The organism is Alkalibacter mobilis (assembly GCF_015594845.1).
GTDB lineage: Bacteria > Bacillota > Clostridia > Eubacteriales > Alkalibacteraceae > Alkalibacter > Alkalibacter mobilis.
The window spans coordinates 23,478-37,524 of sequence record NZ_JADNRK010000008.1 but is presented as its reverse complement, the minus strand read 5'-3'; the positions used below and the strand labels follow the sequence as shown (position 1 = coordinate 37,524).

11 protein-coding genes are annotated in these 14,047 nt (G+C 42.5%); 7 read left to right on the top strand and 4 right to left on the bottom strand.

Translation table 11 applies throughout. The features are described from left to right. Positions 1–19 precede the first annotated feature (19 nt). The 7 genes from ilvB (at position 20) to argF (ending at position 8,822) form a co-directional block, all read left to right on the top strand. Complete coding sequence (gene ilvB / locus IWB18_RS06010; protein ID WP_195682769.1) at positions 20–1,678, top strand: biosynthetic-type acetolactate synthase large subunit; 1,659 nt, start codon at positions 20–22, stop codon at positions 1,676–1,678. An 83-nt stretch (positions 1,679–1,761) separates the two neighbouring features. Further along, a complete protein-coding gene (locus IWB18_RS06005; RefSeq protein WP_408626607.1) occupies positions 1,762–3,288 on the top strand; it encodes a 2-isopropylmalate synthase in 1,527 nt (508 codons plus the stop codon). Then, positions 3,281–4,864: a citramalate synthase gene (gene cimA / locus IWB18_RS06000; RefSeq protein WP_195682712.1), complete on the top strand. Its 1,584-nt coding sequence runs from the start codon at positions 3,281–3,283 to the stop codon at positions 4,862–4,864. The genes IWB18_RS06005 and cimA overlap by 8 nt, the downstream gene beginning before the upstream one ends. A 63-nt stretch (positions 4,865–4,927) precedes the next feature. Next, positions 4,928–5,998 carry a 3-isopropylmalate dehydrogenase gene (gene leuB / locus IWB18_RS05995; RefSeq protein ID WP_195682711.1) on the top strand — a complete coding sequence of 357 codons (1,071 nt, stop codon included), beginning with the start codon at positions 4,928–4,930 and terminating at the stop codon, positions 5,996–5,998. A gap of 214 nt (positions 5,999–6,212) precedes the next feature. Continuing rightward, complete coding sequence (locus IWB18_RS05990) at positions 6,213–6,479, top strand: Veg family protein (protein ID WP_195682710.1); 267 nt, start codon at positions 6,213–6,215, stop codon at positions 6,477–6,479. Between the two features lie 99 nt (positions 6,480–6,578). Next, positions 6,579–7,811 carry an arginine deiminase gene (locus tag IWB18_RS05985; protein WP_332310667.1) on the top strand — a complete coding sequence of 411 codons (1,233 nt, stop codon included), beginning with the start codon at positions 6,579–6,581 and terminating at the stop codon, positions 7,809–7,811. Between the two features lie 21 nt (positions 7,812–7,832). Beyond that, positions 7,833–8,822: an ornithine carbamoyltransferase gene (gene argF / locus IWB18_RS05980; protein ID WP_195682708.1), complete on the top strand. Its 990-nt coding sequence runs from the start codon at positions 7,833–7,835 to the stop codon at positions 8,820–8,822. Between the two features lie 35 nt (positions 8,823–8,857). Here the strand turns inward: argF and IWB18_RS05975 are convergent, their stop codons facing one another. The 4 genes from IWB18_RS05975 to IWB18_RS05960 form a co-directional block, all read right to left on the bottom strand. Then, positions 8,858–9,604 (bottom strand): peptidylprolyl isomerase, encoded by a 747-nt coding sequence (locus tag IWB18_RS05975; RefSeq protein WP_195682707.1) that lies wholly within the window; start codon positions 9,602–9,604, stop codon positions 8,858–8,860. Between the two features lie 52 nt (positions 9,605–9,656). Beyond that, entirely contained in the window at positions 9,657–11,015 is a 1,359-nt protein-coding gene (locus IWB18_RS05970) for an FAD-dependent oxidoreductase (protein WP_195682706.1), read from the bottom strand. A gap of 130 nt (positions 11,016–11,145) precedes the next feature. Further along, positions 11,146–13,677, bottom strand: coding sequence for an FAD-dependent oxidoreductase (locus IWB18_RS05965; RefSeq protein WP_195682705.1), 2,532 nt, complete (start codon positions 13,675–13,677; stop codon positions 11,146–11,148). Further along, positions 13,677–13,979: an ArsR/SmtB family transcription factor gene (locus tag IWB18_RS05960; protein ID WP_195682704.1), complete on the bottom strand. Its 303-nt coding sequence runs from the start codon at positions 13,977–13,979 to the stop codon at positions 13,677–13,679. The genes IWB18_RS05965 and IWB18_RS05960 overlap by 1 nt, the downstream gene beginning before the upstream one ends. Positions 13,980–14,047: the final 68 nt, after the last annotated feature.

Below are 14,047 nucleotides of genomic sequence, written 5' to 3'. Positions count from 1 at the left end.
AGGTGTTGAAGTGGCGACAATGACAGGATCTCAGATGGTGGTTGAATGTCTGAAAGAGCAGAACGTAGATACAATATTCGGATATCAAGGCGGTGCGGTAATCCCTCTTTACGATGCCCTTTACGACGAACAGGAAAATTTTAAGATAATCAGGCCTGCGCATGAGCAAAATGCCGTTCATGCCGCCGATTCATATGCAAGAACTACAGGAAAAACAGGTGTATGCATAGTAACTTCGGGCCCCGGAGCCACCAACACTGTCACCGGGATAGCAAATGCATACATGGACTCCGTTCCCATAGTGGTCATTACAGGGCAGGTAGCTACAAGTCTGCTTGGGAAGGACTCTTTTCAGGAAATAGACATTACGGGAATAACTGCTCCCATAACAAAATACAATGTTTTGGTAAGAGATATAGACCAGTTGCCGGAAGCTCTCTCCAAGGCTTTCAAGATAGCCAAAGATGGCAGACCGGGACCGGTGCTGGTGGATATTGCCAAAGATGTTTTGATGGGAAAGGCAAAATTTGTTTCCCGTTATGAAAAAGAGACAAAAACGTGCGTGCCCGGAGAAGACACTGAAGAAAAAGCCTTAAACATTGCAAGATTGATAAATGAAAGTGAAAAACCGGTGATATATGCAGGTGGCGGAGTGAAGACTTCCAGAGCCCAGGATATCCTGCTTGATTTGGCTGAAAAGAATTCCATACCGGTAGTTAATACTTTGATGGGACTTGGAAGCATTCCAAGAAACAACAGGCTTTCATTGGGACTTGTGGGAATGCACGGATCAAAAGAAGCCAATCTTGCCGTGACCAAGAGCGATTTGATAATAGCCATAGGAGCCAGATTCAGCGACAGGGTCATAGGAAAGAAAGACAGATTTGCACCTGGAGCAAAAATCGTGCACATCGATATCGACGAAGCGGAGATCGGAAAAAACATGCAGGTATACTACTCCCATGTTTGTGATTTGAAGGAGTCCCTGGAGAGCATGGTAGATCATGTTGAGTCAAACGATAGAAAATCATGGATTGACGAAATTGAAACTTGGAAAGTCGATGACGGGATCAAGGAATCTGATTTTGCGGCTAAAAATATCATTGGTGCAATCAGTTCGAAATTTTCCGGCGACCCCATAGTCGTGACGGATGTTGGGCAACACCAGATGTGGACAGCCCAGTACTGGAAATTCAACGGTAAAACCGATTTTGTAACCTCCGGCGGCCTGGGAACAATGGGTTTCGGGATGGGAGCGGCATATGGTGCCAAAACAGGAAATCCTGACAGGAATGTTATTCTTTTTGTAGGAGACGGTGGGTTCAGAATGAGTTGCCAGGAACTTGTGACGATTTCAAAGTACAAAATACCCGTGTTGATCGTCCTGATGAACAACAGTACCTTGGGAATGGTCAGGCAGTGGCAGAAGCTCTTTAGCAATAAAAGATACATGGAAACCGACATTGGAGATGACGTCGACTATATCAAGCTGGCGGAAACATACCGAATAAAGGGTGTACAGGTCAAAGATATGGAATCGCTAAAGCAATTCCTCGACAGCTTCGAGGATATAACTGAGCCTATGTTGGTGGAATGCAAATTGAGCAAAGATGACAACGTATTGCCCATCGTACCACCGGGAGTTGCCATAGACGAATTGATAGTTAAAACGTATTGATCATCATTCGAAAGAATGATGATTCTTTCTTAAACAGTTGTTGAATTATAAGAAAGAAATTTTCGAGAAAGGAGTTGAGTTTATTGGGTAAAATGATCAAGTTTTTTGATACGACACTTAGAGATGGAGAGCAGTCGCCCGGATGCAGCATGAACAACAGGGAAAAGTTGCAATTGGCCAAACAGCTTGAAAAACTTCAAGTAGACGTCATAGAGGCGGGATTTGCAGCCTCATCTCAAGGGGATTTTGAATCAGTGAGATCCATAGCAAATGAAATTAAAAGTTCAGGTGTTGCTGTTCTGGCCAGAGCTGTAAAAAACGATATAGACAGAGGCTGGGAAGCAGTGAAAAATGCAGCATTTCCCAGGATACACACGTTTATCGCAACATCTGACATACATATGAAGTACAAATTAAAAATGGATCCGGAAGATGTCATCAAAAGAGCCAGTGAAATGGTTTCTTACGCATCCTCTTTGGCACCGGAAGTCGAATTCTCGGCAGAAGATGCCACTAGAAGCGATCCTGAGTTTTTGGCAAGGATTTTCGATGCCGTGATACAGTCTGGAGCAAAGATAATCAATATTCCGGATACGGTAGGATATACCACTCCAGACGAGTTTTACGATTTTATAAACGAGGTTAAATCAAAATCCTCCCATTTGGACAAGGCGATAATTTCCGTTCACTGCCACAATGACTTGGGCCTGGGGGTAGCAAATACCCTTGCAGCATTGAAGGCGGGCGCAACCCAGTTTGAATGCACCATCAATGGAATCGGGGAAAGAGCCGGAAATGCAGCTTTGGAAGAACTGGTAATGATACTGGATACCAGAAGAGACCGGTTTGACTGCGACTTCAATATCAATACAAAGGAAATCATGAAAACCAGCAATCTTCTGACGATGATTACCGGTGTCAAAGTGCAGCCCAACAAAGCCATCGTTGGGGCAAATGCCTTTGCACACGAATCGGGGATCCACCAGCATGGAATGCTAAGCCATCAGGAAACATACGAGATAATGAAACCTGAAACCATAGGGTTGTCAAAGAACAAGATGGTCCTTGGAAAACATTCAGGCAGACATGCTTTCAAGGAGAGACTTGAAAGCCTTGGATATGTCCTTACCCAGGAAGAACTGGATGAGGCCTTTGAACAATTCAAAAATCTGGCCGATAAAAAGAAGCAGGTTTTTGACAGGGATATTCAGGCTATTGTAACAAAAAGGGCAATAGAAGAAACTGACGGAATAAAATTGGTCAGATACGTAATAAACAGCGGAAACACCATTACCTCCACTGCCACGGTGACCTTGAAAAAGGGAAATTCGGTCAAGGAAAAAGTGGCTACCGGAGACGGCCCGGTGGATGCTTCTTTCAACGCAATAAAGAAATTGTTGAATTTGGATGTGAAACTTGAAGAGTATTCGCTTCAGGCTGTAACTGAGGGAACGGATGCACTCGGAGAGACTGTCGTCAAGGTAAGTTGCAATGGTCAAAGGTTTGTAGGCAGGGGCCTAAGTACCGATATAGTCGAATCCAGCATCAATGCATATTTGGAAGCGGTAGGCAAGGCGTTGGAAGAACAAAAGGATGATGATAATGAGTAAAAAAATTGAAATTTTTGATTCTACACTTAGAGACGGTGCCCAGGGCAGCGGCATATCATTTTCTTTGGACGACAAAATCAAAATAACCCTGGAGCTTGATGAACTGGGAGTAGACTATATAGAAGCCGGTAATCCGGGTTCCAACCAAAAGGACAGAGAGTTTTTTGAGAAGATAAATACGATGACTTTGAAAAATTCAAAGCTTGTAGCCTTTGGAAGCACCAGAAGAAAGAACTCTGAGGCAAAAGTGGATGTGAACGTAAATTCGCTTTTAAGTGCAAATACTCCGGCTATAACAATATTTGGAAAGTCCTGGGACTATCACGTTACCGATGTGCTGAATACCACCCTTGAAGAGAATTTAAACATGATTTCTGATACGATTTCATATTTGATCAGCAAAGACAAGGAAGTTATTTTTGATGCGGAACATTTTTTTGACGGATACAAGAATAACCCGGAATATGCGATAAAAAGTCTGGAAGCAGCTCACAATGCCGGGGCTAAAGCCTTGGTGCTCTGCGATACAAACGGAGGGGCTTTTCCCGATGAAATAACAGAAATCACAGAAAAAGTCAAAGGATTGTTCGACACCAGTGTAGGAATACATTGTCACAACGACGGTGGAATGGCTGTAGCCAATTCGATTTCAGCTGTCCAAGCCGGCGCAGATCATGTTCAAGGCACATTTCTCGGAATCGGGGAAAGGTGTGGCAATGCCAATCTGTCAACGATAATAGCCAATCTTCAACTTAAAAGGGGATATGGCTGCATACCTGCCGAAAACATGGAAAATCTTACAACTACGGCACGATATATAGCAGAAATCTCCAACATAGCATTGGATCATTCAATGCCTTACGTTGGACACAATGCCTTTGCGCACAAGGGCGGCATGCATATAGACGGAGTTATGAAAGCCAGGTCTTCCTTTGAACACATCGATCCGGAAGCCGTGGGTAACGACAGAAAGTTCATCATGTCTGAAGTTTCCGGGAAGAACACTATAATAACTACGATAAACAAGATCGACTCTTCTCTTACAAAAGATTCGCCTGAGACAAAAGAGATCCTTGAAAACTTGAAATTGATGGAAAATGAAGGTTATCAGTTTGAAGGTGCCGAAGCCTCTTTTGAACTTATGATAAGAAAGCATTTGGGCATGTACAAGCCTTTCTTCAAATTGGATTATTACAAGATAATAGAAGAGGAGAATCAGGGGGACAAGAATTGTTCCGCATCTGCTTTGATAAAAGTCATCGTCAGCGGGCGTGAAGAAATGACTGCTGCAGAAGGCAACGGACCTGTCAACGCCATAGACAAGGCCATCAGAAAAGCTCTGGGGATCTTCTATGAAAACCTGAAAGATTTTCATCTTACAGATTTTAAGGTCAGAGTCCTGGACGGAGCCAATACGGCTGCCAAGGTACGGGTCTTGATAGAATCTACCGACGGAGATGAGTTTTGGAGCACCATAGGTGTATCTACAAACATAATCGAAGCCAGTGTCAATGCATTGGTGGATTCCATCGAGTACAAACTGATCAAAGACAAGGAGCAACCGAAAGAATCGTGAAATTGCTGCAATTTGCTTACGCAGCCTGAATAATGCGATCTAAATAATAGTATGGAGGTAAGTATGGATTACAAAATAGCTGTTATAAAAGGCGACGGCATAGGTCCTGAAGTTGTTGATTCGGCTTTAGAGATACTTGATGCTGTCGGGGAAAAATTTGGACACAAGTTCAATTACACAGAAGTATTGGCAGGCGGATGCGCATATGACGAATATGGCGAGCCTCTTCCGGAAAAAACACTTAATGTGTGCAAAGAGAGTGATGCAGTAGTTTTGGGTGCCGTCGGGGGACCAAAATGGGACGATCTGCCGGGAGAAAAAAGACCTGAAGCAGCGTTGCTGGGGCTCAGAAAAGAATTGGGGTTGTTTGCAAACTTAAGACCTGCAATTCTATTCGAAGCTCTTAAAGACGCTTGCCCACTTAAACCGGAAATCATAGGCGACGGTCTTGATATCTGTGTCGTACGAGAGTTGACAGGAGGAATTTATTTTGGTGAGCGTGGATTTAGAGACACCGAAATGGGAAAGGCAGCCTATGACGTTGAAGTATACGCAGAGCAGGAAGTGGAAAGAATTGCAAAAGTAGCTTTTGATATGGCTATGAAGAGAAAAAAGAAAGTAATGAGCGTGGATAAGGCCAACATACTTGAAAGTTCCAGATTGTGGAGAAAAACTGTTGAAAAAGTGGCCAAGGATTATCCGGAGGTTGCTTTGGACCATATGTATGTGGACAATGCGTCCATGCAATTGGTTAGAGATCCCAAGCAATTTGATGTTATCGTAACAACAAACATGTTTGGAGACATTTTGTCGGATGAAGCGAGCATGATAACCGGATCCATCGGAATGCTGCCGTCGGCAAGTCTGGGCGAAAACAACAAGGGAATGTATGAACCGGTACACGGATCTGCGCCTGATATTGCCGGTCAGGGGAAAGCGAATCCTTTGGCTACGATTTTGTCAATGTCCATGATGCTCAAATACTCCTTGGGACTTCTTGAAGAATCAGAATGTATCGAACAGGCTGTGACCAAGGCCCTTAATGAAGGAAATAGAACCGGAGACATTGCGGGAACCGGTGAAAAAATCTTGACTACTGCTGAAATGACAGCGGCAGTTAAAGCTAATCTTTAAGATTTCAAAACAGCTTTTTCGATCTGGAATTCCAGATTTAGAAAGCTGTTTTTATATATTTTACTGTATACAGTGTTCTTTTCAAACTGACATTTTATATTTGAATTTGGTATTGACAGGCGACTGCATTGTTGTTACAATTATAAATTTGACATATCGGTTTATATGTGTTATAATCAAAACAATCTGTACAGCAAATAACCGAGGTGATTAAATGAACAAGAAACTAACTCTCAGCCAGATAAAAGAGGGCGTGGAACACTATGTAGGTCACAGGGTAAGGTTACAGGCAAACAAGAGCAGAAAACGAGTTGTAGTCAGAGAAGGAGTAATCGAGGAGATATACCCAAGCATATTTGTGATAAAGGTTGATGAAGCAAACAGGAATCCCAGAAAGATGTCGTTTTGTTATTCCGATTTGCTGACACACAACATAGAATTATTTCTATGTGAGAACGACGAAAACATAGTCTATGGCTAAAAACTGTATTTTTGAAATACAGTTTTTTTAATTGCCGTATTGTGCATTAAATCCAAAGAGTTTATACTTAAACATATTATTAGTTGGAGGAGGATGACAGTGGGAACCTCAAACTTGGGAACGCTCAACATAAACTCTGAAGTAGGAACGCTAAAAAAAGTCATGCTTCACCGCCCCGGCAGGGAATTGGAGCGAATAATGCCCGGACACTTGACCGAGCTTTTGTTCGAAGACATCCCCTGGCTTAGAAGAATGAAGCAGGAACACGACAGTTTTGCAAAAGAACTCGTAAAAAACGGAGTGGAAATTTTTTATGTGGAGGATCTGCTCAAAGACGTGCTGGGGATAGAAGGTGTCAGAAAAGACGTCCTTTCACAAATTCTGGAATCCAGCGACAATTGCGACAAGCCGGTCAAAGAATTTTTGTACGGCTATCTTGCTCAAAAAAATCTGGATGATTTTACCAATAGTCTGATTGGAGGAATAACCAAAGAAGATATCAGGGAATTCAAAAAAGAAAAATCACTGTCCGATTATATAATAGAGAACAACTATTTTTACATCAATCCGCTGCCCAATCTGTATTTTATGAGAGATCCCGCCGTAGTAATAGGCAATGGTCTGGCGGTAAGTTCAATGTATTCTCCCATTAGGAAGAGGGAGAGCTTATTTTTAAGACTCATATACGAAAACCATGAAATCTTCAAGAACCACGATTCCATGTATTACAGCAACGATTACAATCATAGTCTGGAAGGCGGAGATGTTTTGATTCTGTCAAAAGACACTCTCGCAGTCGGTTGCAGCCAAAGGACCGGTGTGGCGGGGATCGAAATGTTGGCGGACAAGTTGTTCAATTCTGATTCAGGAATAAATAAATTGTTGATAATACAGATCCCAAAAGTCAGAGCTTACATGCATCTGGATACTGTATTTACCATGGTTGACAGAGACAAGTTCACTATTTATCCCGGTGTACTGGACAAGATAAATGTTGTAAGCGTATTTAAGACTGAAAATAATAAATTTGATTACAGACAGGAAGAAAATTTAAAAAGTGCTTTGGAAAAGGTTTTAGGTTATAAAAATGTTGATCTGATACCCAGTGGGGGAGCAAACCCTGTTACGGCAGCTCGAGAACAGTGGAACGACAGCACAAATACCCTGGCGGTGGCTCCAGGCCGTGTCTTTGCTTACGGTCGAAACGAAGTTTCCAACAGAGTGTTGCGAGAACATGGGATCGATGTTATTGAATTGGAAGCAAGCGAATTGGTTAGGGGCAGAGGCGGCCCAAGATGTATGTCCATGCCGTTATACAGAGAAGAATTTTAATGAGAAGAGAGGGAATAAGCAATGCCTGTAAATTTAAAAGGACGAAGTCTTCTGACCTTGAAAGACTTTACAACTGAGGAAATAAAATATCTTCTGAATCTGGCTGCAGATCTGAAATCCAAAAAAAGAGCCGGGATAAAGGGAAAGATATTGGAAGGTAAAAACATAGTATTGTTGTTTGAAAAAACATCCACAAGAACCAGATGCGCCTTCGAAGTCGCAGCTTTTGACGAAGGTGCAAATGTAACCTTCCTCACAAACAGCCAGATGGGCAAAAAAGAGTCCGTAGAAGATACTGCAAAGGTTTTGGGAAGATTTTATGACGGGATCGAATTCAGGGGATTCAAGCAGGAAACCGTGGAATTGCTTGCGGAGCACTCGGGAGTTCCCGTTTGGAACGGTTTGACGGACTTGTATCATCCCACACAAATTTTGGCGGACTTTCTAACTGTGATCGAAAATATAAATAAACCTCTGGATGAGGTAAAGTTTGTTTATGTGGGGGATGCACGCAACAACATGGCCAACTCTCTCATGATAGGAGCGGCAAAAATGGGAATGGAATTCGTCGCTGTGGCGCCTGAGCAATTATATCCAAACGAGGATCTTGTAGAGGAAATGAATGAAATCGCTATTTCAAACGGAGGCAGCATCAAGGTGACCGACAACATCGAAAAGGGAGTTTTAGGTGCAGATGTGATCTATACTGATGTTTGGGTCTCCATGGGGGAAGAGGATCAATTTGAAGAAAGAATAAAACTTTTGAAGCCATACCAGGTAAATATGGACATGATCAAAAAAACTGAGAATAAAAACGTGATATTTTTGCATTGTCTGCCTGCATTTCATGACCTTGAAACGGAGACGGCACTGGAAATCAAGGATAAATTCGGTTTGGACGAGATGGAAGTTACAGATGAGGTTTTCAGAAGCAGATATTCCAAAGTCTTTGATGAAGCTGAAAATAGAGTTCACACCATAAAAGCGGTAATGTGCGCAACTTTAGGATAAAATAACCCCGGGACGATTTCATCCCGGGGATTTTTTTACTGATCTGTGTAAGTGACTGTATATTTTTCTTTAAGATCGGCAACTTTATTCATGAACATGTCATTTTGTCTGCTTGTCAAAAGATAACTTTTTATTTTATCTTTTATTTCATCGTATGGAAGGTTTCTCTGGGGCTTTTTGTCAGCTAGAAATATTATGTGGTATCCGTAAACTGTTTTTACATCACCCTTGATTTCGTTGACATCCATGGTTTCAAGAGCATCGTCGAACTCCTTGACCATCTGACCTTTGGAAAAGTAACCCAAATCTCCGCCTCTTTCGTTGGAAGGGCAAGTGGAATGCGCTTTTGCCAGATCTTCAAAATTTTCACCGGCATCAAGTTTTTCCATGATTTGATCGTGTTCTTCCTTGGTTGCCACTAGAATGTGTTTTGCACTGTATTGTTCTCTATCGATGAAATTTTCCGGATTTTTTTCATAAAACTCACGAGCATCTTCATCGGTAACGATGGCTTTCATCAAAAAATTTCCTATGGAATAGCTTTTCAAAAGTTTTTCTTTTGCTGATTCCAACTCTTTGGCGAAAGTTTCATCTTCCTCCAGATTATTGTCCAAAGCATCAAAGTAGAAAAGTTCGTGAGCCACAAGCTCTTCCAGCAGTCCTTTTCTTGCCTCCGGGTTCGAATATGTTGCAGCCTGTTGTGGCGGCAATGTTCCCAAAAGAAAATCTATGTCACTTTCCGTAATTGATTTTCCGTTAACTGTAGCTAGTACTTTACTCATAAATTCCTCCTGTATAATAGTGATGTTTACCATTATATCATACTAGGAGTGCCTAAAAAAATTTTTCTCCCAGATAGCCCAATATGTTGATGGGGTCTTTTGAGGATGAAAAGGGTGGAGCGTAGGCAAATTCCAGATGTTTCAAGTCTGATACCGCACCGTTATATCTTATGACGGTGGATAGGATGTCTATCCTTTTGTCACTGCCTTGTCCGCCAATCACTTGTGCACCCAGCAAACGACCTTCAGGAAGATTAAAAAGTATCTTGATCGTCATCTTTTCAGCATTTGGGTAATAATCTGCATGATTTTGAGTTTCAATGGTGATAGTTTCGTAGTCGGAACCTTTTATCATATCAAATTTAGAAAGGGTCTTTTCGTTGGAACCCGTGGCACAGGCCACCAGGTCAAATACTTTTACAACGCTGGTTCCCTGGGTGCCGCTGTAAAAATCATCGATACCGGCGATCGTATTGGCGACGATTCGACCTTGCTTGTTTGCAGGACCCGCCAAGGGGATCATGGTATTGGTCTTGTTTACATAATCGACTACCTCGATGACATCGCCTACGGCGTAAACATCCTGTGCCGATGTTTCCATTTTGTCGCTTACTTTTATGCCGCCCCGTTCACCAACTTCTATGCCTGCATCAGCTGCTAGCTTGCTGTTGGGTTTCACACCGATGGAAAGAATCACCAGTTCGGCCTCTATCCTCTTTCCCCCTTGTGTGACGACAGTCGTATTTTTATCATCATTTTCAAAAGCTTTGACTCCATCGCCCAGGACCAGCTCGATGTTTTGGTCCTTCAAATGATCGTGTATCAAATCGGCCATTTCCCTGTCCAATGGAGCCATAACCTGATCGCTCATTTCTATGATGGATACTTCCAGACCCAGGTGTTTCAAATTTTCAGCCATTTCGATCCCTATAAAACCGCCGCCGACTATTACCGCCTTTTTCACGGAATTTTTCTTGATGTGATCTTTTATGGATTCTGCATCCGGTATGGTCCAAACAGTAAATATGTTTTTTCCGTCGATGCCGGGTATGGGAGGTTTGACCGGTGATGACCCTGTAGCTATGATCAATTTGTCGTAGTCTTCTTCTCTGGTATCCTTTGTGTCCATGTCCGTGACAGTTACTTTTTTATTCTTGACGTCGATTTCAGTTGCCAGGTTGCGGATCTTTACGTCAATATTATAACTTTCTTTCATGGATTCGGGTGTGGCGGCCAAAAGCTGTTTTTGGTCGTCAACGATGTTGCCGATGTAATAGGGAAGTCCGCAGTTTGCAAAGGATATGAAATCGCCTTTGTCGATTATGGTGATTTGAGCGTCCTTGTCGAGTCTTCTGTACCTTGCAGCGGCACTTGCCCCTCCGGCAACTCCGCCGATGATTAAGAGTTTCATCAAACATCTCCTCTTGGTTTGTTATTACATGCTTTTAATGCACTTATACCCCAAAACACGGTTTTACACAAAAAAATGCAAGAGAAAACCCCGCTTTTGCAAGCGGGGCATGTATATTTCATGTTTTGGTTTAAATGAAAAGATTCGTATCTGATTCTTCGGCCGCTGCAAGCATGTTGGCCACGCCTGCCAGTTCGACTCCTTCGATAAGTTCTTCTTCCTTGATGCCCATGACATCCATTGACATGGAGCATGCAACCAAGTGAACACCGTTGGCCATTGCTAGTTTGATCAAATCTTCCAAAGAAGACACGTTTTTATCGTTCATCACCATTCGCATCATCTTTGTACCCATGCCAGCCATGTTCATCTGAGAAAGCTTGAGTTTTTTGCTTCCTCTTGGCATCATCCAGCCGAACATCTTCTCGATCAATGTTTTTTCAACCGTAGGAGGATTTTCTTTTCTTAGAATATTTAATCCCCAGAAGGTAAAGAACATCGTAACCTTTCTTCCCATGGCAGCTGCTCCATTTGCAATTATAAATGAAGCCAACGCCTTGTCAAGGTCACCGCTGAATACGACCATGGTCTTGTCGTTGTATTCTTTGGCCGGTTGTTGTGCAGTTGCACCTTGTGCGCAAAATTCGGAAGCGCTTTCTACAGACTGATTCTCCATGCCCTTCATTATGCAGACTTTTGTAACTTTTCCGTCAAATTCCTCTTTGAGCAAAGTGTTGTTGGTTCTTCTGCACCAGGAGCCTATGTCTGCTCCAAATCCCATGTCAGTGGCAGTTATTTCTACGGTGTCTCCATCATTTATGTTCTTGATGGCATTGTATACCTGCATTATGGGTCCAGGACATTGAAGACCGGTGCAGTCCAGAGTTATCTTTTGTCTCGGATGAGCTGCTTCCGCCGGAGCACTTTTTGTTGTCTCGGAGACAGGGGTTTGACTGCTGTTTGAAATATCTCCATCAGAATATGAAATCATTTCACTGTCATTGTAATATAGAGCTCCGTAGCTTGAATATCCTCCGGTAAGATTTTTGACCTTGAATCCATTTTGCATCAGGATCCTGACGGCCACCCATGCTCGGACACCCACGGCACAATACACTACTATGGTTTTATTCTTATCCAATCTATCAAGGTTTTCTCTAAGTTCATCCACAGGTATATTTATGGAATTTGGTATGTAACCCAAAGTTCTCTCCACCGGTGTTCTCACATCAAGAAGAATCGTATTATCAAGATCCAGATCTCTGATCTCTTCAGATCTGATGGTTTCCATGTCGTTGTCCAGAATGTTGCAAGCTGTAAATCCTGCCATGTTCACAGGATCTTTTCCTGATGAAAATGGTGGTGCGTAAGCCAATTCCAATTCTTTCAAATCGTACACGGAAGCTCCGAATCTTATGGATGCGGCAATTACGTCGACTCTTTTATCGCTTCCTTCACCGCCAACGATCTGGGCTCCCAAAACCTTGCCTGAAGGTATTTCAAATATCAGTTTCATGTTCAAGGTTTGTGATCCGGGATAGTAACCAGCGTGGCTTCCGGGATGGATTTGTATCGCTAGGTAATCTTTTCCGTATTCTTTGCCTAATCTGTTCAGAGTCTTCTCGTTGGCTCCCGTATTGGCTACGGTCAAGTCGAACACCTTTGCTACGGAGGTTCCTTGGGTACCGTTGTACTTTTCAGATTTTCCAAGGATGTTGTTTGCTACCATTCTACCCTGTTTGTTGGCAGGTCCTGCCAGAGGTACCATGGTAGGTACTTTGTTTATATAGTCGGTCACCTGGATAACATCTCCAACAGCATAGATGTTGGGATTTGAGGTCCTTAACTGATCATCGACAACTACGCCGCCTCTATCGTTGAGCTCAAGACCAGCATCTTTGGCCAGTTGGCTGTTTGGTCTGACTCCGATGGACAATATGACTATGTCCGCTTCGATTTCTTTTCCGCCGGCAGTGCGAACCGTAGTTTTATTGCCGGTGTTTATAAATTCTTTTACACCGTCATTTAGTATCAGATCCACGTTTTTGCTTTCGATGTGCTTATGAAGATATTGCGCCATGTCAAAATCCACGGGTGCCATTACTTGATTTGCCATTTCAACGAGAGAAACTTGGATCCCCAGCTCGTGAAGATTCTCGGCCATTTCAATACCTATAAAGCCTCCGCCGATAACGGCTGCAGTTTTTACATCGTTGTTTTCCAGGTAGCCTTTAATGGCATCCGTGTCCGGGATATTCCATATGGTGAACACATTTGGGGAATCGATCCCGGGGATAGGTGGCTTTAGAGGAGATGAACCTGTTGAAATTACAAGATCATCGTAGGTTTCTTCATAAGTATCTCCGGTTTCCAATTTTTTGACGGTTATTGATTTTGAATCCGGGTCAATGGCAATCACTTCGTTTTTTACTCTGACATCCACATTGAATCTACTTTTCATGTCTTCCGGTGTTTGTAGAAGAAGTTTGCTTCTGTCGTCTATGACATTACCGATGTAATACGGAAGCCCGCAATTGGCAAAAGATATGTAATCACCCCGTTCAAACATTATTATCTCAGCATTTTCATCCATTCTGCGCAATCTTGCAGCAGCGCTGGCACCACCTGCCACACCGCCGATTATAAGTACTTTTTTTGACATTATTTGTCCTCCTCTTTAATATCGAACATTGATTTGATGATTTTTTTAACATCTTCATTTGCCAAGGCATAAACTATTTGGTTTTTATTTCGCTGGCCTTCGATTATCCCGGCACTTTTAAGTTTTGCCAAATGTTGTGAAACAGTCGATTGGGGAATGCATAGGCATTCCTGCATTTCGGATACGTTTCTGTTGCCGCCGTCAAGAAGGTTTCTAACGATACACAATCTTACCGGGTGGCCTATTATCTTGAGAAGTTCAGCTTTCTCTTCCAGTTCTCGATCGATGTACTCATTATTCATATAATCACCATCCATATATCACTATATTTAGATATTACGATATTGTTATTCAATTGTCAATTACTTTG